15 protein-coding genes are annotated in these 17,956 nt (G+C 58.0%); 6 read left to right on the top strand and 9 right to left on the bottom strand.

Annotation, left to right across the window (positions count from 1 at the left end; translation table 11 throughout):
* Positions 1 to 113 precede the first annotated feature (113 nt).
* Positions 114 to 581 carry a phosphohistidine phosphatase SixA gene (sixA, locus tag BGO64_RS03055; protein ID WP_069651167.1) on the bottom strand — a complete coding sequence of 156 codons (468 nt, stop codon included), beginning with the start codon at positions 579 to 581 and terminating at the stop codon, positions 114 to 116.
* Between the two features lie 162 nt (positions 582 to 743).
* Between sixA and BGO64_RS03050 the strand changes: the two genes are divergently transcribed.
* A complete protein-coding gene (locus tag BGO64_RS03050; protein WP_286700136.1) occupies positions 744 to 3,518 on the top strand; it encodes an insulinase family protein in 2,775 nt (924 codons plus the stop codon).
* Positions 3,519 to 3,802: 284 nt separating this feature from the next.
* On the opposite strand, the gene BGO64_RS03045 is transcribed toward BGO64_RS03050, so the two are convergent.
* Together BGO64_RS03045 and BGO64_RS03040 are read right to left on the bottom strand one after the other, a co-directional pair.
* A complete protein-coding gene (locus tag BGO64_RS03045; protein WP_039039037.1) occupies positions 3,803 to 4,450 on the bottom strand; it encodes a thiopurine S-methyltransferase in 648 nt (215 codons plus the stop codon).
* A 110-nt stretch (positions 4,451 to 4,560) separates the two neighbouring features.
* Complete coding sequence (locus BGO64_RS03040) at positions 4,561 to 5,931, bottom strand: leucine-rich repeat-containing protein kinase family protein (RefSeq protein ID WP_286700135.1); 1,371 nt, start codon at positions 5,929 to 5,931, stop codon at positions 4,561 to 4,563.
* 260 nt (positions 5,932 to 6,191) lie between these two features.
* On the opposite strand from BGO64_RS03040, the gene BGO64_RS03035 reads away from it, so the two are divergent.
* The 5 genes from BGO64_RS03035 to BGO64_RS03015 all read left to right on the top strand — a co-directional run bounded on the left by BGO64_RS03035 (position 6,192) and on the right by BGO64_RS03015 (position 9,924).
* Positions 6,192 to 6,722, top strand: coding sequence for a MarR family winged helix-turn-helix transcriptional regulator (locus tag BGO64_RS03035; RefSeq protein WP_042881105.1), 531 nt, complete (start codon positions 6,192 to 6,194; stop codon positions 6,720 to 6,722).
* Positions 6,719 to 7,510 (top strand): HEAT repeat domain-containing protein, encoded by a 792-nt coding sequence (locus BGO64_RS03030; protein WP_286700134.1) that lies wholly within the window; start codon positions 6,719 to 6,721, stop codon positions 7,508 to 7,510. Before BGO64_RS03035 ends, BGO64_RS03030 begins: the two co-directional genes overlap by 4 nt.
* Positions 7,507 to 7,878, top strand: a complete 372-nt coding sequence (locus BGO64_RS03025) for a DUF6616 family protein (RefSeq protein ID WP_039039033.1) — start codon at positions 7,507 to 7,509, stop codon at positions 7,876 to 7,878. The genes BGO64_RS03030 and BGO64_RS03025 overlap by 4 nt, the downstream gene beginning before the upstream one ends.
* Positions 7,879 to 8,280: 402 nt before the next feature.
* Entirely contained in the window at positions 8,281 to 9,045 is a 765-nt protein-coding gene (locus BGO64_RS03020) for an SDR family oxidoreductase (protein WP_286700133.1), read from the top strand.
* Between the two features lie 51 nt (positions 9,046 to 9,096).
* Positions 9,097 to 9,924, top strand: coding sequence for a bifunctional transcriptional activator/DNA repair enzyme AdaA (locus BGO64_RS03015; RefSeq protein WP_286700132.1), 828 nt, complete (start codon positions 9,097 to 9,099; stop codon positions 9,922 to 9,924).
* A 135-nt stretch (positions 9,925 to 10,059) separates the two neighbouring features.
* Here the strand turns inward: BGO64_RS03015 and BGO64_RS03010 are convergent, their stop codons facing one another.
* From BGO64_RS03010 to BGO64_RS02985, 6 genes are all read right to left on the bottom strand, one after another.
* Positions 10,060 to 10,527: a hypothetical protein gene (locus BGO64_RS03010; protein ID WP_286700131.1), complete on the bottom strand. Its 468-nt coding sequence runs from the start codon at positions 10,525 to 10,527 to the stop codon at positions 10,060 to 10,062.
* 129 nt (positions 10,528 to 10,656) lie between these two features.
* Positions 10,657 to 11,754 (bottom strand): hypothetical protein, encoded by a 1,098-nt coding sequence (locus tag BGO64_RS03005; RefSeq protein WP_268015116.1) that lies wholly within the window; start codon positions 11,752 to 11,754, stop codon positions 10,657 to 10,659.
* A gap of 102 nt (positions 11,755 to 11,856) precedes the next feature.
* On the bottom strand, positions 11,857 to 12,681 hold the full coding sequence (locus tag BGO64_RS03000; RefSeq protein ID WP_286700130.1) for a hypothetical protein: 825 nt from the start codon (positions 12,679 to 12,681) through the stop codon (positions 11,857 to 11,859).
* 902 nt (positions 12,682 to 13,583) lie between these two features.
* On the bottom strand, positions 13,584 to 15,173 hold the full coding sequence (guaA, locus tag BGO64_RS02995) for a glutamine-hydrolyzing GMP synthase (protein ID WP_042863789.1): 1,590 nt from the start codon (positions 15,171 to 15,173) through the stop codon (positions 13,584 to 13,586).
* 83 nt (positions 15,174 to 15,256) lie between these two features.
* The gene (gene guaB / locus BGO64_RS02990) at positions 15,257 to 16,720 is read right to left on the bottom strand and encodes an IMP dehydrogenase (protein WP_010674549.1); all 1,464 of its coding nucleotides are present in this window, start codon (positions 16,718 to 16,720) and stop codon (positions 15,257 to 15,259) included.
* Between the two features lie 263 nt (positions 16,721 to 16,983).
* The gene (locus BGO64_RS02985) at positions 16,984 to 17,619 is read right to left on the bottom strand and encodes a YitT family protein (RefSeq protein ID WP_010674548.1); all 636 of its coding nucleotides are present in this window, start codon (positions 17,617 to 17,619) and stop codon (positions 16,984 to 16,986) included.
* Between the last annotated feature and the right edge of the window lie 337 nt (positions 17,620 to 17,956).

The following is a 17,956-nucleotide window of genomic DNA, read 5'->3' as shown; positions in this document are numbered from 1 at the left end:
TGTATCCGTATGACAGCAGCTTATGCGAAATAATTCCGTTAAATTTATATAAAAAACCGGAAAATTCGACTCTCTCTTCCCCAAAAAACCAAACTGTAACTTATTATTAACTTTTACCGTATTGTATGCGGTCCTTCCAGCCAGAGCAAGACTCCTTTGCCATCTTGCCATTCGATGCAGGCCAGCCCGGACGTCGCGAACATGGGGGCCCCTGCCGCCGGGCAGAGACTCTGGACCAGATACCCCACCAGCGGCAGGTGGCTGACCATCAGGATGTTGTCATGCTCCGCCGCCAGCGCAGTGAGGTAGCTCGCCACGAAAGCCGGGTCCCCATAGGGGGTGATGTCGCCGCTCTCCTCGACCTTGAGGGCCTTGGGCAACTCGGGGGCGATGGCCTGCCAGGTCTGTCTGGCACGCAGGTAGTTGCTGTGGATCACCAGGTTCAGGGAGCCTGCCAATTGGGGAGCCAGCCAGCCAGCCATGTGGATGGACTCTTCGATGCCTTGCTCGGTCAGTGGACGCTGTTCATCAGTCTTTGCGTTCATGCCAGCCTGGCCATGACGCATGATGTAGATTTTCATTACAACCTCGCCCAGGGGGCCTGTTTAAATAGCGGGGGAATCTTACCCCGCCATGCCGGGGGAAACAATTGCGCCACCTCTCAGAAAAGGGTTTGCCTCGCAAGATAGCGGGGTCGATAATCATGTTTAAATTCAAATAAATTCACCGCGAGCCCCTCCCCAATGAGCCCATATGCCAGTCCCAATGACCATCGGCGGTATCACTATCTGGAGCTGGCAAACCGGCTCAGGGTCTTGCTGATCTGTGATCCCGAGACCGACAAATCCGCCGCCTCCCTGGCGGTGAATACCGGCCACTTCGACGATCCTGCGGATCGCCAGGGCATGGCCCATTTCCTCGAGCATATGCTGTTTCTCGGTACCCGCACCTACCCCAAACCCGGTGAATACCAGCAATTCATGAGCCGTCACGGGGGCAGCAACAACGCCTGGACCGGTACCGAGTTCACCAACTTCTTCTTCGACATCGACAACGGCTTCTTCGAGGCGGGGCTCGACCGGTTCTCCCAGTTCTTCATCTGCCCCACCTTTGCACCGGAGTGGGTCGACAAGGAGCGCAACGCGGTGGACTCCGAGTACCGCCTCAAGCTGCAGGACGACGTGCGCCGCAGCTACCAGGTGCACAAGGAGACGGTCAATCCGGACCACCCCTTCTCCAAATTCTCGGTGGGCAACCTCGATACCCTGGCGGATCTCCCCGGCCGGGATCTGCGCTCGGACCTCATTGCGTTCTACGAAACCCACTACAGTGCGGATCGCATGGCGCTGGTCATGCTTTCACCGGAACCCATCGAGACCCAGCTGGCCTGGTGTGATCGCTTCTTTGGTGCCATTCCGGATCGCCACCTCGGCCCTCCGGTCCTGAACCATCCTCTCTACCGGCTCGATGATCTCGGCATTCGCATCCAGCTGACCCCGGTCAAGGAGACCCGCAAGCTGGCGCTGACCTTCCCGCTGCCGTGCGTGGATGAGTATTACGACAAAAAACCCCTCACCTTCCTGAGCCACCTCATCGGCTATGAGGGGGAAGGCAGCCTGCTCTCCCTGCTCAAGGGGCGGGGCTGGGTCAATCAGCTCGCCGCCGGCGGCGGCATCAGCGGCGCCAACTTCAAGGACTTTGGCGTGAGCTTTGGCCTCACCCCCCTTGGGCTTGAGCATGTAGAGGAGATCATCGCCGCCCTGTTTGGCTATCTGAAGCTCATCGAGCGGGACGGGGTGCAGGCCTGGCGCTATGAGGAGAAGCGCAGCGTGCTGGAATCCGCCTTCCGCTTCCAGGAGCGTGGACGGGCCCTCGACACCGTCTCCGGCCTCGTGCTCAACCTGTTCAGCTACGGGCCGGACGATCTGCTCTACGGCGACTACATGATGCGCGAGTTCGATGAGCCGCTGATCCGGCGCTTCCTCGCCAAGCTGACCCCCCACAATCTGCGAGTGACCATCCAGGCCCCGGAAGTGAGCACGGATCGACTCGCCCGCTGGTACCAGACACCCTACAGCGTCCAGATCATCAGCGAGGCCGAGAAGATCCGCTGGCAGCAGAGTGAACCGGATCCCGCCCTGCACCTGCCGGCGCCCAACCCCTTCATCAGCACCCGCCTCGACGCCCGTCTGCCGGCACTGCCCGCCGACATGCCGTCCTGCCTCATCGACAGGCCCGGTTTCCGGCTCTGGCACCTGCACGAGCATCAGTTCAGCGTGCCCAAGGGCAGCCTTTACATCTCCGTCGACAGCGAACATGCGGTCAAGAGCCCGCGTCACATCGCCATGGCGCGTCTGGCCGTGGAACTGCTCACGGATCACCTCAACGCCCTCACCTATCCGGCGGAGCTCGCGGGTCTTGGCTACCAGATTTATGCCCATCAGGGGGGCTTTACCATCAACCTCAGCGGCTTTGCCGACAAGCAACCGCTGCTGCTCGACATGATCCTCGGCAACCGCACCCTGGGGTATCCGGATCCGGCCCGCTTTAGCGAGATCAAGGAGCAGCTTATCCGCAACTGGGAGAACCAGTCCAAGACCCGCCCCATCTCCCAGTTGTTCAACCAGCTCACCAGTTTGCTGCAACCCAACAACCCGCCCTTCGAGCAGCTGTTGCGCCACCTGCGCACCGTCGAACTCGGGGAGATGCCCGGCTTCGTCTCCGAGCTCTTTGCCAGGGTGCATCTGGAGGCCCTGGTACACGGAGACTGGACGGCCGCCGAGGCCCTCGAACTCGCGGCCCTGCTGGAGCGCCACCTCGGTGCCAACAGCCAGCCCAGCGCCGAGACCCGCCGCCCCCTCATCTCCATCCAGGACAGAGGCACCCTCATTCGCGAGCAGGGGTGCGATCACGAGGACTCGGCGCTGCTGGTCTACTACCAGTCGCGCACCACCCGGGCGCGGGATCTCGCCTGCTTCACCCTGGCCAACCACATCATGTCATCCACCTTCTTCCACGAGCTGCGCACCCGCCAGCAGCTCGGTTACGTGGTGGGAGCCGGCAACCTGCCCCTCAACCGCCATCCCGGTCTCATCTTCTATATCCAGTCGCCGGTGGCGGGGCCGCAGATCCTGCTGGATGCGGTGGAGGAGTTCATCGATCTCTTCCCGCTGGCCATGCTGGAGTTCACCGAGCAGCAGTGGCAGGAGAGCAAGGCGGGGTTGCAGGCCCAGCTCAGCGAGCGGGATGCCAACCTGCGCAGCCGCGGCCAGCGGCTCTGGGTCAGCATCGGCAACAAGGATCTGGGTTTTGATCAGCGCGAACGGGTACGCGAGGAGGTGGGCAGGCTCAGCCGTGCCGACCTGGTGCGCTTCATCACCCAGCTGAGATCCCGTACCTCGGATCGCCTCATCCTCTGCAGCTATGGCCTGGGCCACGAGCACGACGAGCGTATCACCGGCCAGTTTGTCGACGATCCCAGGGCATTTCGGCTCAACGCCGCCACCTTCGAAGGCTGACCTCCCCTGTTGGCAACGCGCAGGCAATAAAAAGCCGACCCCGTGGGGTCGGCTGGAAAAACCATAATCAATTGCGACCAGAGCCGCCAAAAGTGAACATGAGCGTGAAAATCAGACACTGGGTTGATGTTCGACCGGCGTTCAAACCAGAGCTCATCGGTCGGCACCAGCAGTGATTGAGAAACAGCCTCATCTTAGGCATTTCCCTGATTTGCCACGTTGATCTATGTCAAAGGAGGTAAAACAAGCGCCACTTCCATCCTTGGCAGCGGCCTCGCGCCCTCTCAGCCCCGGCGGATCAGCCGGTAAGCCACCTCGTCGAAATAGGAGAGCTGCCCCGAGAGCACCCTGGGGTGATCCAGCTCCGCCCCCCGGCCCAGCACCTCGACACCAAAGTCGCGCTCAAACAGGGTGCGCACCTCCATCTCCCCCACCGAGAACGGCGGCTGCTGCTGCTGCTCGGGCTGATACTCGAGGGTCACCAGCAACACCTGCCCCCCCGCCTCCACCAGGCGGCTCATCAGGGCGGCATACTGGCGGCGCATGGCGCCCGGCAAGGCGATGAGGGCCGCCCTGTCATAGACCAGGCGATAACGCTGACCAAGCTCCGGAGCGGCGAAGAAGTCCCCCTGATAGATGCGCAGATCCTCGTGCCGGTGGCACTGATAGGGACCCACCTCGCTTCTCTCTGCACTCAGGTTGTTCTCGTCAAAAAACTGGGTAATGGCGAGCTCGGAGAGCTCGAAGCCATCCACCGGATGCCCCTGCTCACGCAGCCAGAGCATGTCCCGGGACTTGCCGCAAAGGGGCACCAGCACGGGGTCGCTCCCTTGCTGGGCCGACCACCAGGATTGCAGCCAGCGGTTGAAATCTGCCTGATGAAAGCCAATCCGGTTCTCTTTCCACTTCTGGTGCCAAAATGCCGCTTCCATCATCTTCCTCTCGTCATCTGCAATGGTGCATCACTATCACAACTTCACCGAAGTGGCGCAAGCCCCATGATCCCGCCCCAGTGCACGAGAAAGCCCACGATGGGCAGGCCTCAGGCCACGACCCCAGGCAGGCTTGTCGCCATCGCTGCCAGCCGGGTCAGGATCTGCTCGAAGGTGGGTCGCCGGGAAGGCACCTCAAAGCCGCACTCCCCGGCCAGTCGATGAAGGGGGTCAAGGTCGGCGTCCCCCCCATCACAGCGCGCCAGCAGCTCGGCCAGCAGGCAGCCAAAGGCCCGCACTTCCAGGCGCTCCAGCCGCCCGGCCAGCACCTCATCGGCGCGGTCGTAACAGGAGGCGGCACCAAAGTCACCGAGCAGCACCCGGCCCGGTGCCTCCTGCGACGAGTGAGGCATCGCGGGCTGCAAGGAGTACAGCAGGTTGTGTGCGTAGAGATCGCCGTGGAGGATGCCCCGCTCGTGCAGGTGCCGGGCGGCCGCAGCCACCCCCTGCACCATGGCCATCACCTGGGCCGGGGTGAAGTTCAGATCCACCCCATAGACATCCCGGGTGCAGGAGTCCAGGCTCGGGGGGCCCGCCAGGGTGGCGAAGGCGGGGTCTATCAGGGGCATCACCAGTGCCGAGATGCCGGAGGGATGATCGCTCACTCTCCCCATCACACCGACCAGGTTTGGATGACGACCGGCGGCCAGGGATGCAGTCATCTCGCTCAGGGGCAAGCCATCGCTGGTGACGGCCCCCTTGAAGAGCTTGACCGCCACCGCCCCGGGCCCTTCAGCCCTCGCCCACTCGGCGCGATAGATGACGCCGGATGCCCCCTCCCCGAGCACATCCCCCAGTGAGATCGCCTGCCAGGGGATCTCGGTAGTGAACTCCGATGTGCCGTTCAGACACGCCTGTTCATCACAGAAAGGGTTGCCCGCAAAGGCCAGCCAGGACAGACGCGGCATCGAGGGCAGCCAACTCGGCAACGCAGGCAGGCGGTTGGCGGCGATGCGCAAAAGCTCCAAACAGTGGCAACCGGCAAGCGTCTCGGGAAGCTCATGTAGCCGGTTGCCAGAGAGCATCAGCTTTTGCAGATCAATGCAGCGCCCCAATTCTCCAGGCAGTGTCTCTATCTCGTTGTCGGTCAGGATCAACCAGCGCAATCTGGCGGGCAGGGAGGCGGCCGGAACGGTCGCGATGCGGTTGGCCTTGAAGCCCACCATGGTGAGCGCAGGGCAGCGCCCCAGCACCTCGGGCAGTTCGGTGAAGTTGTTCTCGGAGCAGAAGAGGATGCGCAGCTTCTTGCATTCGGCCAGCGCGTCAGGCAACTCGCTCAGCTGGTTGCCGGTGAGATCCAGCACCTCCAGGGTCTCCTTGAGGCTCAGGATCTCGGGAGGGAACACCGCGAGGTTTTCAGCAAGTTTGAGGTGGCGGGCGCCGCAGAGTTCGCCTGCGCGAAGCTGTTCCAGGGTATGCATGGGATCGTCTCTATCAACATTCGGGCTTGCGGTGGCTCACTGCGGGGCACTCCCCCCAGACCACAAAGGAGGGGCATTATAGGGAATGACGGCCAAAGATGGCCGATTTTCTTGCAACGCCTTCTCTTGCAAAGGCCCCCCATCGCCACACTCCCGCTCTCCGTTGCCATGAACCATCCCGGTCGCGTGCTTGGGTGGTTGAACATTTGTATGGCACCATATAGCATGGCGCCATACAAAGTCATTCGAGACTCACCATCATGATCACGCTGGAACAGAAACACCTCGCCCTGCTCGAGGATGCAGAGCGCCGCGGACACGCGGACACCCAAAACATGCGCGTCTGCTTTGAGGTGTTGACCCTCGCCGCTGCCATCGATCAGGCGTGCGCGGCGCGCCTGGCCCCTCACCGCCTCTCCGAAGGCAAGTTCGTGCTGCTGTTTTTGCTGCGCGACCTGCCACAAGGGCTGGCCCCCCACGAGCTTGCCGACAAGGCGGGGGTCACACGGGCCACCATCACCGGCCTGCTCGACGGGCTGCAACGAGACGGCCTGTTGGCTCGCCACAGCGACAGCCAGGACAGGCGAAAGATCTCGGTGCGCCTGACTGAGCTGGGCCAGGCCCTGGCACAGCACCTGCTCGATGAGCACAGCCAGTGGATAGGCTCCCTGTTTGCCGGGTTCGATCAGGCAGAGCGAGAGACCCTGAGTACCCTGCTCAAGCGGGCCTGGCTCAACGTCATCTCATCCCGTGCAGGCTGCACTGAGGCCGCCACAGAGGAGCACCCATGACACGCAGCCGCATCACGGATATCGCCCCCTCACGCCTCGCCCAGCTCAACCGGGGAGAGGCTGAGGCAAGCAACCTGACCGAATGCCTGGCGGTGGATTTTGCCGCCCTGATGCAGTGCACCCTGCCTTCGCTCGGGCCCCAGGCGCTGGCGTCGATGCACGCCGCATCCGGGGAGGGCATTACCCGGCGCATGGCACTGGCCGCCAGGCTGCTCCTGACCGAGAACGGCACGAGGGATCTTGCGGCGCTCAGCCGTCATCCCTCCGATACCGTGCGGGGCTGGGCCTGTTTCATGGTGGGCGCGAGCGAGGGGCTGTCGTTCAGCGACCGCCTGGCCCTCATTCGCCCCCTCGCCGATGACCCGCACTTTGGGGTGCGCGAGTGGGCCTGGCTCGCAATGCGAACGACCATTGCCGCGCAGCTCGAGGCGGCCATTGCCGCCCTGGTGCCCTGGACGGTGGAGCCGTCCGAGCGGCTACGACGCTTTGCAAGCGAAGCGACCCGGCCCCGCGGCGTCTGGTGTACCCATCTTGCGTCCCTGCGACAAGCACCGGAGCAGGCCCTGATGCTGCTCGAACCCCTCAAGGCCGATCCCGCCCCCTATGTGCAGGACTCCGTTGCCAACTGGCTGAACGATGCGAGCAAAGACAGGCCACAGTGGGTCACTGACCTCTGCGCGCGCTGGTCTCGCGAAAGCCCCTGCTCCGCGACAACCCGGATTTGTCAACGCGCCTTGCGCACCTTGCGCACCTTGCGCAAGGGCCAACTCCCGAAGGAACCCCTATGACCCACTATCTGGCAGAGCTCTACACCCCCACTCCCGCCTGGCTGGCACTGAGCCAGACGGCTCGTCAGCAGTTCTTCGAGGCCATTGGCACAGGCATGGCCAACCTCGCCGCCCTCGGGGTGGAGCCCATCGCCCTGGGCGAGACCGATGCTGCCACCCTCCATGGTGCGCCCCACCCCTTCTTCGCCATCTGGCGCGGGCCGGATGCCGCAGCCATCGAGGCCCTCGTCCAGGGGATAGCCGCATCGGGCTGGCACGACTACTTCGAGACGGTCAACGCCACCGGCGCCGGGGTCTCCCTGGGCGAGCACCTTGCACAGTTGGCCGCCCTGCCCTGCGCCGCCACATCCAGCCCCGCCCTGGCCTGATAACCCCTAAAAGAGCGTTATCCCACCAGGCTTTGCGTCAGTGCCACCGACACCGGTGGCACTGTTTTCCATGCCCTGCCCTTGCAAACCCAGGTCACCACCACCTGGGAAAGCGGCGCCACAGCCCCGCTCCCTTCTCACTTCCTTCCACTCCCTTCAATAAACGCTGATATCTCCCGATACCGTGATGGGCCATCGCCGATGGCACAAGTGAGCAAGATCCGGGTCGTCGTGACAAAGGTTCGCCGCCATAGTGCTTTCAAACCAACAGTGCTTTCGACCTCCCAAGGGGTTGAACCAAAGGAAGTTTGAACCAGGAGGGGGTTGAACCCATCCACTTGTCTGCCAACCCTGCATGAGCGTCGCCACCTGGCGCCATGCACATCTCGCGAGGGAACTGCCATGTCATCACTGTCCAACAAGGTCGCCATCATCACCGGCGCCAGCTCCGGTATCGGCCGCGCCAGCGCCATCCTGTTTGCAAGGGAGGGGGCCAGCGTCGTCGTCGGCGCCCGCCGCCAGACCGAGCTGGATCTGCTGGTGGAGGAGATCCGCCATGAGGGGGGGCAGGCGGTGAGCCTGGCGGGAGATGTGAAAAGCGAAACCTATGCCCGCGCCCTGGTGGATCTCGCACTGACCCGTTTCGGCGGACTCGATATCGCCTTCAACAACGCCGGCACCACGGGGACACCGGGCAGCGTGCCGGGGCTTGAACTGGCGCAGTGGCAAGAGACCCTGGATACCAACCTCACCAGCGCCTTTGTGGGGGCCAAGTACCAGATCCCCGCCATGCAGGCACGCGGGGGCGGCTCCCTTATCTTTACCTCCACCTTCGTCGGCCATACCCTGGGGCTGCCCGGCATGGCGGCCTATGCTGCGAGCAAAGCAGGCCTCATCGGCCTGACCCAGGTGCTGGCCGCCGAATATGGGGCACAAGGGGTGCGGGTCAACGCCCTGCTGCCGGGGGGCACCGACACCCCCATGGGGCGGGCCTTTACAGATACACCGGAGAGTCTCGCCTTTGTGCAGCATATGCATGCCCTCAAACGGCTGGCCCAACCGGAGGAGATCGCCCGCTCGGCCCTCTATCTCGCGTCCGATGCATCCAGCTTTACCACCGGCATTGCCCTGCTGGCCGATGGTGGGGTATCTATTTGTCGCACATGACCTTGTCGCACCCAAGATACTGCGGCTGCCAACTTATCGTGAGAGCGCCTTATGTCTGATTACGCCCGCATCGCCGATGCCATCCGTTTTATCGCAAGCCAGGTGGCGCGCCAGCCCACCCTGGACGAGATAGCGGCGCACGTTCACTTAAGCCCCTTTCACTTCCAGCGGCTGTTCAGCCGCTGGGCCGGGGTGACGCCCAAACGCTATCTACAAGTGCTGACTCTGGAGCGGGCGAAGGCGCTGTTGCAGGAGTCGCGCCCGCTGCTGGAGGTGGCCGATACCCTGGGCCTGAGCAGCGGATCGCGGCTCTACGATCACTTCGTGCAGCTCGAAGCGGTGACGCCGGGGGAGTACAAACAGCGCGGGGCCGGGCTGGTTATCGATCACGGGGTGCACGACACCCCCTTCGGCCAGGCGTTTGTCGCCCTCACCCCGCGGGGGGTGTGCAACTTCTCGTTTCTCGATGACCAGGCCCCAGAGGCGCCCCTGGCCGCCCTCGCCCACAACTGGCCAGAGGCAGAACTTAGGGAGGCGCCATCACGCACCCAAAGCGTCATCCACACCATGTTCGATGACAGCAAGACGCCGGATTGCCCTATCTCCTTGCACGTGAGCGGCACCAACTTTCAGATCAGCGTCTGGCGGGCGCTGCTGCAGATCCCGCCCGCCAAGGTGGTGAGCTACGCCCAGGTGGCAAACGCCGTCGGCAATCCCAAGGCCGCCCGCGCCGTGGGGCTGGCAGTGGGCGCCAACCCCGTCGCCTTGATGATCCCCTGCCACAGAGTCATCCAGCAAAATGGCAAACTCGGCGGCTATCACTGGGGGGAGACCCGCAAACAGGCGATACACGCCTGGGAAGCGGCGAGGTATGAGTGAGGTTCACCTTTTATGCTCTCCTGATAGGGGACAATAAGCGCAACGCATCATCCCTTAATAACTACTCCCACTTGACTTAAACAAAGCTTGGAAAAAATACGACAAAATATCCGATCCAATGAGTTGTTAGAAATATCACTTGCCAAATAGTAAGATTCTCGGAGCAGTGTATTCAGTAGCCTTAGACAAAATTACGCTTGCAAATAAACAAGCTAAAGATAAGACGATACTTAACATCGTAATTTCCTGCCAGCCTTGAATTAATCCATGTTTCTCTAGCTCAAAGACCATCGCGACCGGTACAGCCCCAGCTAATGCTCGGTATATGCCATGAATAGCAAAGCCAAGCTTGTGTGTAAACTCATGTAACTTTTGAAAAACATTTGATAAGAGCTGATTAGTTTTTAGCACTTGATTATTTACAAACCAAACCACAAAATGGATACATAGGAGATATAAAAAATAATTAAAAATAAGATCTCCAGGATTTAAGCTTGCAAGTGTTTTTACCGCTGAAAAATCTGGTTGATTTCTAGCTAGAAACATTGGTACTGAGCCCAACAAGAATGAAAATAAAATTTCTGTTTTCAATGAAGCTATCATAATCCAACCATATTTTTATCGTCCTATTCTGATGTAGGCAATGCAATACCAATACTACTGCATGCCACTTCACACACTAAACGTAACGCATGGTAAAAATTCCACGCATTGAAAAGCACTCTTAAATTGTTATGTACTTTTTGTGAAGTGCTGCTCTATATCATACCCAACAGCAGAGCCTCTTTGTTCAAACATGTTGATGTATTTCTTGATTTCTTGCTTACCGTTAGAACCAAAAATCAAGCTATTTAATGTCGCCCTGATACCGAATTGATTTTTAAGAGTATTAACTGGATTAGCCTGCGTAATGATTTTAAAAATCCCCAACCCCGCTTCCATAATTACTGGTTTGTGTGCAGAACCCAACCCGATTTTTGAATTAACATACTCCGAAACAGAATCTAATTGACTGCGATAGTTAACAATCTCCTCCAAGTTGTCTTCAGATAATGCATTCTGAAACAACTTTAACCATTCTCTCAATTTTGCAAAATCTTGCCTCATTTGTAGAGCAACATCAATAAGTTGGTTCGGATAAGATGATTCCTGAATGACTCGAATAGGAATAGCAGGTATATTTACAAATAGCGAATATAATGAATCTGTTCCATATGCTTTTCTTGACACCTTCATCTGTTCATCATTTAAAAATGAGGTAAGTTGATGCAGAGCATCCCCCGCAGGCAACATGAACCCTGAGTTAACAAAAAATCTCTTTCTCAGAGGATGCGGAGTATAACTCTTTTCATAAACAAAGCTTCGAGCACACATTCCTGCGCCACCCCACATTGTTGCTGATAAAAGTGGATGCTGAGCTCTTTTGGTTTCTTTCCAGCTTAATACATTTTCATTATGAGCTAACTTCAACGAATCCGTTGAGCTCATATGCTGAATGATACGATCACGTGGTTCAACTAGTTTATAAGGTTCTTCTAAAAATGGATAACTTCTTACTACACCTAAATTTTTGGCAGTTAGTATCGGACTACTTGTTTGTACCCATGCATTTTCAAATTTAGACTCAACTAAGATCTCGTCCCTTAAAACCAAATCAGTTAAAAAATCGAATAAAGCTTCTGTTTGGATTGATGGATAACTAACTTTTTTATAACTATGCGCACCATTTTTTATAGTGATTTCGTCTGCATACGCATTTTCCATACCATGCACAAACAAGCTAGATATATCTTGAAGAGACCAATTGTCCGCAATAATACCTTGTGCCACTCTAACTCCCTCCCTGACGAACAAATTTAATAAAACATATAATACCAAAATTTTAAGCTGGTTTGACTCGCAGCGGAAAGCTGGTCTGGTAACATGCGCTTGTTAGACTCCTACATTCAGAGCTGAAGCAAGTTCCTTCAAAATCCTTTCGGACAACTCAACCATGTATTTACTTACAACCGGCTCAGCACCATGAATTATTGAGTTTCTTAAGGAGATAAGATTTTTTATATCACCAAAAAGACCTTGATCAATTCTTTCAGCTTGATATATAAATTCGGCCAGTTTTACATTCGAGATCCTTCTTCTTGAACGATGCTCACCTTCAAACTCCGATTGATATGCTTGGCCATATTTTTGGAGTATATATTCGAGTTGATTATAATTGGTTAAGAAGTTTTCAAGGCTTCCCTTGTCTATTGTATCAGTAGTCGGGTCAACTCTTTGTTGGATAATTTTACTTTCTTTTTCGATTCTCTTCGGTGCAATGACATCAAATATGAAATAAGCAATAACTAATAAATTTATAAAAAATGCTGATTGTGCTGTATTCATCAGAATAGTATTTAGAGTTGCTCTTTCACTGCTTTCAGATGAGATTACAAGATTTGATAATACGAGAGTAAAAATTGACAATACCGTCACAAAGATGAGTATATTGAAGTATCTTTCCTTGAGGCTATCAACAGCAATTGTCAATGTATCATCTTCAAACTCTTCTCGACTCAGCTCATTTCGAAAAAATATAAACCCTGTCAATGTCAATCCATAAATCCCCGCCAACACTTGCGCTGAAGTAGAGTACAAATAAAATATCTGATTTTCGTTTAGGATTAACCAAGGGCAATTAATTCCTATTACGCTAGTAAACAGGGAAATAAATATAAGAATTATTAAAGACCCTGTGACAATTTTTGTCGGTGTCAAAAATACTCTCCTTTGTTTAAGAGAAATCTAACTGTTATTAACTTTAAGGCGGTACGAATCCAATAGCAGAGCCTTCCGTATAACTCCGGCCACCTTCACAGCCACAAAAACAACCATTTAAAATCAGAGCATTACTAGTATAGATCTGACATCTGAGCGTATTTTCCTGGCTTCCTATTTGGCCCTACCACTTCCACTCTATAAAAAACCGTCTATTAGTCAGCTATGGAAACGCCACCAACCCCCTCCTACGTGAACAAGTACGTACATTAATGCGCTTATATCACTACAGCATCCGGACAGATAAGTACGACTGATACTGAACTCGTAATCCCCCCCCTTCCATCGACTGCGACACCAACTAGCGCTCAGCATGCTCGTGCCATTCCCGAATAACAGCCAAGCTACCGCAGGGCTGTCTCCCGTTTGCTGCCTTTGGCCTGCACTGTTGCTCTGGCTTGACTCATAGGTGACTCCAAAGAGGCCATATCCAGACGACTATCCTAGCGAGCGAGAGAGACAAGAAAAAGAGAAAGGTGGGCGTTTCCCAAGCCAGATCAAGAAATTACTCCATCTTGGGGGGCAGCAGCGGCTCGCGTTACCCTCTTGCATCAAGATGGGGCATCGAAACGGCGGGTATCCGGCTCCATTGCACGTATCGTTCCTGACGAACAGGGTATGCTCCCCCTGCCCGGAGAAACCACAGCCTGCGGCCCTATGTAGACGCGATGGATGGCGTTCTGTCGCTCAACCCAGGCACTCACCACGACAACATTGGCAACAGGGCCTCTATCCCCTTCGCCAGGAGCAAAATTTTCTCGCAAACGATTGGAAAAAGAAAAGGCGCCTCAAGGGCGCCTTTTTGACAGTTTTGCGTGATCGCAGGGAGAGGCGTTAACCGCTTATTCCCATTCGATGGTTGCGGGCGGCTTGCCGGAGACGTCGTACACCACGCGAGAGATGCCGTTGATCTCGTTGATGATGCGGTTCGACACGTGGCCGAGGAAGTCGTACGGCAGGTGGGCCCAGTGGGCGGTCATGAAGTCGATGGTCTCGACGGCGCGAAGCGCAATGACCCAGTCGTACTTGCGGCCATCGCCCATGACGCCGACGGAGCGCACCGGCAGGAAGACGGCGAACGCCTGGCTGACCTGGTTGTAGAGGTCGGCCTTGCGCAGCTCTTCGATGAAGATGGCGTCAGCCTTGCGCAGCAAGTCGCAGTACTCTTTCTTCACTTCGCCAAGCACGCGCACGCCCAGGCCCGGACCCGGGAAGGGGTGACGGTAGAGCATGTCGTAGGGCAGGCCGAGTTCGAGGCCGACGCGGCGCACTTCGTCCTTGAACAGCTCGCGCAGCGGCTCCACCAGACCCATCTTCATCTCTTCCGGCAGGCCGCCGACGTTGTGGTGAGACTTGATGACGTGGGCCTTGCCGGTCTTGCTGGCAGCGGATTCGATGACATCCGGGTAGATGGTGCCCTGGGCCAGCCACTTGGCGTTCTTGAGCTTCTTGGACTCGTCGTCGAACACGTCCACGAAGACGCGGCCGATGGTCTTGCGCTTGGCTTCCGGCTCGTCGATCCCCGCGAGGGCGGAGAGGAAGCGCTCTTCGGCGTCGACCTTGATGATGTTCAGGCCGAAGTGATCGCCGAACATGTCCATCACCTGCTGGCCTTCGTTCAGGCGCAGCAGGCCGTTGTCGACGAAGACGCAGGTGAGGCGATCGCCGATGGCGCGGTGTACCAGCATGGCGACCACGGAGGAGTCCACGCCGCCGGAGAGGCCCAGGATCACTTCGTCGTCACCCACCTGCTCGCGGATGCGGGCAACGGCGTCGTCGATGATGGTGGCCGGGGTCCAGAGGCACTCGCAGCCGCAGATGTCCTTGACGAAGTGTTCCAGCATACGGGCACCCTGACGGGTGTGGGTCACTTCCGGGTGGAACTGCACGCCGTAGAAGCGCTTGGCCTCGTCGGCCATGGCGGCATGGGGGCAGGTCGCGGTCTGGGCGATGGTGGTGAAGCCGGCCGGGATCTCGGTGACCTTGTCGCCGTGGCTCATCCAGACATCCAGCAGGGCATTGCCGTTGTCGGCAATGGCGTCTTCGATGTTGCGCAAGAGGGCGCTGGTCTTGCCGGACTGGCCCAGCACTTCGACCTGGGCATAGCCGAATTCACGCAGATTGGAGGACTGCACCTTGCCGCCGAGCTGCTCGGACATGGTCTGCATGCCGTAGCAGATACCGAACACCGGCACACCGGCGTTGAACACGTACTCGGGGGCGCGCGGGCTGCCTGCCTCGGTCACGGATTCCGGGCCGCCGGAGAGGATGATGCCGCTCGGGTTGAACTCGCGGATCTGCTCTTCAGTTACATCCCAGGCCCACAGCTCGCAGTAGACGCCGATTTCACGGACGCGACGGGCGATGAGCTGGGTGTACTGGGAACCGAAATCCAGGATAAGGATACGGTGGGCGTGAATGTCTTTAGTCATTTTATTCCTGCATCAGGCTGATGTTGTCACAAAAAGCACGGGATAAAAAAGGGTGGAAAAACGGGGCGCAGAGCCCCGTTTCATCAGCCCATCCGGTAGTTGGGGGCTTCTTTGGTAATGGTCACGTCGTGAACGTGGGACTCTTTCATCCCGGCGCCCGAGATGCGCACGAACTCGGCCTTGGTGCGCATGTCGTCGATGGTCGCGCTGCCGGTCAGGCCCATGGAGGAGCGCAGGCCGCCCATCTGCTGGTGAATGATCTCTTTGAGGCGGCCCTTGTACGGCACGCGCCCTTCGATCCCTTCCGGCACCAGCTTGTCGGCGGCGTTGTCGGTCTGGAAGTAACGGTCGCTGGAGCCCTTGGACATGGCACCCAGAGAGCCCATGCCGCGGTAGGACTTGAAGGAGCGGCCCTGATAGAGCTCGATCTCGCCCGGCGCCTCTTCGGTACCGGCAAACATGGAGCCCACCATGACGCAGCTTGCGCCCGCGGCGATGGCCTTGGCCACGTCGCCGGAGAAGCGGATGCCACCATCGGCAATCACCGGCACGCCGGTGCCTTCCAGGGCGTCCACAGCGTCGGAGATGGCGGTGATCTGGGGCACGCCCACGCCGGTCACGATACGGGTAGTACAGATGGAGCCCGGGCCGATACCGACCTTGACGGCGTTGACACCCGCTTCCACCAGCGCCTTGGCGCCCGCGGCGGTGGCGACGTTGCCGCCGATGATTTGCAGGTCAGGATAGGCTTCACGGGTCGCCTTGATGCGATCCAGCACGCCCTGGGAGTGGCCGTGGGAGGAGTCAATCAGCAGCACGTCCACACCGGCTTCCACCAGGGCGGCGACGCGCTCTTCGTTGCCGGCACCGGCACCGACGGCGGCACCGACCCGCAGACGGCCACGCTCGTCTTTGCAGGCGTTGGGCTTGCGCTCGGCTTTCTGGAAGTCCTTCACGGTGATCATGCCCTTGAGCTTGAAGTCGCCGTTGACCACCAGCACCTTCTCGATGCGGTGTTTTTGCATCAGGGCCACCACCTCTTCACGAGGGGCCCCTTCACGCACGGTCACCAGACGATCTTTCTGGGTCATGATCTGTTCGACGGTCTGGGAGAGATCGATGACGAAGCGCACGTCACGGCCGGTGATGATGCCCACCAGCTGGTTGCCGTCAGTCACCACGGGGTAACCGGCGAAACCGTTCTTGTGACTCAGCTCCTTGATCTGGGCGATGGTCATGTCAGGGCGCACGGTAACGGGGTCGCTGACCACGCCGCTCTCGTACTTCTTGACCTTGCGCACTTCGGCAGCCTGCTGCTCGATGGACATGTTCTTGTGAATGAAGCCGATACCGCCTTCCTGGGCCAGTGCGATAGCCAGACGGGCTTCGGTCACTGTGTCCATGGCAGCGGAGATCATCGGAATATTCAGCGTGATCGCAGACGTGAGCTTGGTACGCAGGTCGGCGGTATTGGGGAGAACAGTGGAGTGGGCTGGAACCAACAGTACATCGTCGAAGGTCAGCGCTTCTTTGGCAATCCTGAGCATGGCAATATCTCACCGTTGAGGAGTGGGGGTGTAAAATATTGCCGACAAATTTTACTCATGCATTGGGCAGTGGTAAAGAAGTTTTTTGAATTTTTTATGGCGTAGCCCGATTTAACGCCACCAACAGGGCAAAAAACCAATAAATTCAGCCGTAACCATGCCGTTTTTCCCGACAAGATGATCTTTTTTGCCGTTGAGCCCCTTTCTGCCGCCAGTCTCCCGGAACGGCCTTTTTCCCTCTCAGCCGTCAGCCAGACCGGGGTTCAGTTCCCCTGATAGCGGCCCGGCTTGTGCCAGTTCATCAGCATGGCGTTCATGGCCAGCGCACTCAGGGTTGACCAGAGCAGCAGGGGAAGCGGCAGGGTGAGCAGAGAGAGCGCAAACACCAGCACATCCAGCACCATCTGGCTCTTTCCCGCATTGATGCCGGTGCGCCGTTGCAGCCAGAGCGTCACCACGCCGGTGCCCCCCACGGAGGCATTGTGACGCGCCAGAGACAAGACCCCCATGCCGAGGAAGGTTCCCCCCACCAGGGCGGCAAACAGGGGATGGACATAGCTCACCGTCAGCAGCAGCGGCACCGCCTGGGTGGCCGCCGAGAGGGCGACGTTGACGATCAGCGTCTTGAGGGTGAAGGCGCGCCCCATGGTGACGTAGCAGAACACCATGAAGGGCAGGTTCACCAGGAAGAAGAGCACGCCGATGGGCAGGGTGCTGACATGGGCGATCAGCAGGGCGATGCCCGCGATGCCACCGGTGATCATGCCGGAACACTTGAGCAGATTGAGCCCCACGGCGATAAACATGACCCCGAGCACCATGCCGTAGACATCGTCCTTGAGGGTATGGGCCAGCCCCCTGCCCGCAGCCGCTGGCTGCATGGTCATTTCACCTTCCATATGACTCCTTAGATCCGATTTGATGGTGGCATCCGTTGCCCGACAACCAGGCCGCGTTGGGGCTGATGGCGGCGACCCGTTCACCTTGCCGTCCCCACCCCCCAATCTTGCGCTCCCCCGCCCCCTGATCTCGCCATCATGGGGATGACAAGGCACAGCAAAAAGAGCGCCAATCAAAACAAGAGTCCGCGATAACATAAATAATCGGATTTAAATTCCGACAAATGCGCAATATGCAGGTAGAATCCACCACTTCCGTGATCGGCCATCACAGTGGCGCAGCATGTTTACCCGCGTCACCGAAAAAGGCCTCGTGCTATCCCCTTCACAGCCCGGT

The organism is Aeromonas sp. 62-46, from assembly GCF_001898585.1.
Taxonomy (GTDB): domain Bacteria; phylum Pseudomonadota; class Gammaproteobacteria; order Enterobacterales; family Aeromonadaceae; genus Aeromonas; species Aeromonas caviae.
The sequence above is the reverse complement of the archived record's forward strand: the minus strand, read 5'-3'. Positions and strand labels throughout refer to the sequence as shown.

Excerpts from the sequence above, each read along its gene's own strand:
- sixA (WP_069651167.1), bottom strand. The coding sequence starts at position 581 with ATGAAAATCTACATCATGCGTCATGGCCAGGCTGGCATGAACGCAAAG.
- BGO64_RS03050 (WP_286700136.1), top strand. The coding sequence starts at position 744 with ATGAGCCCATATGCCAGTCCCAATGACCATCGGCGGTATCACTATCTG.
- BGO64_RS03045 (WP_039039037.1), bottom strand. The coding sequence starts at position 4,450 with ATGGAAGCGGCATTTTGGCACCAGAAGTGGAAAGAGAACCGGATTGGC.
- BGO64_RS03040 (WP_286700135.1), bottom strand. The coding sequence starts at position 5,931 with ATGCATACCCTGGAACAGCTTCGCGCAGGCGAACTCTGCGGCGCCCGC.
- BGO64_RS03035 (WP_042881105.1), top strand. The coding sequence starts at position 6,192 with ATGATCACGCTGGAACAGAAACACCTCGCCCTGCTCGAGGATGCAGAG.
- BGO64_RS03030 (WP_286700134.1), top strand. The coding sequence starts at position 6,719 with ATGACACGCAGCCGCATCACGGATATCGCCCCCTCACGCCTCGCCCAG.
- BGO64_RS03025 (WP_039039033.1), top strand. The coding sequence starts at position 7,507 with ATGACCCACTATCTGGCAGAGCTCTACACCCCCACTCCCGCCTGGCTG.
- BGO64_RS03020 (WP_286700133.1), top strand. The coding sequence starts at position 8,281 with ATGTCATCACTGTCCAACAAGGTCGCCATCATCACCGGCGCCAGCTCC.
- BGO64_RS03015 (WP_286700132.1), top strand. The coding sequence starts at position 9,097 with ATGTCTGATTACGCCCGCATCGCCGATGCCATCCGTTTTATCGCAAGC.
- BGO64_RS03010 (WP_286700131.1), bottom strand. The coding sequence starts at position 10,527 with ATGATAGCTTCATTGAAAACAGAAATTTTATTTTCATTCTTGTTGGGC.
- guaA (WP_042863789.1), bottom strand. The coding sequence starts at position 15,173 with ATGACTAAAGACATTCACGCCCACCGTATCCTTATCCTGGATTTCGGT.
- guaB (WP_010674549.1), bottom strand. The coding sequence starts at position 16,720 with ATGCTCAGGATTGCCAAAGAAGCGCTGACCTTCGACGATGTACTGTTG.
- BGO64_RS02985 (WP_010674548.1), bottom strand. The coding sequence starts at position 17,619 with ATGGAAGGTGAAATGACCATGCAGCCAGCGGCTGCGGGCAGGGGGCTG.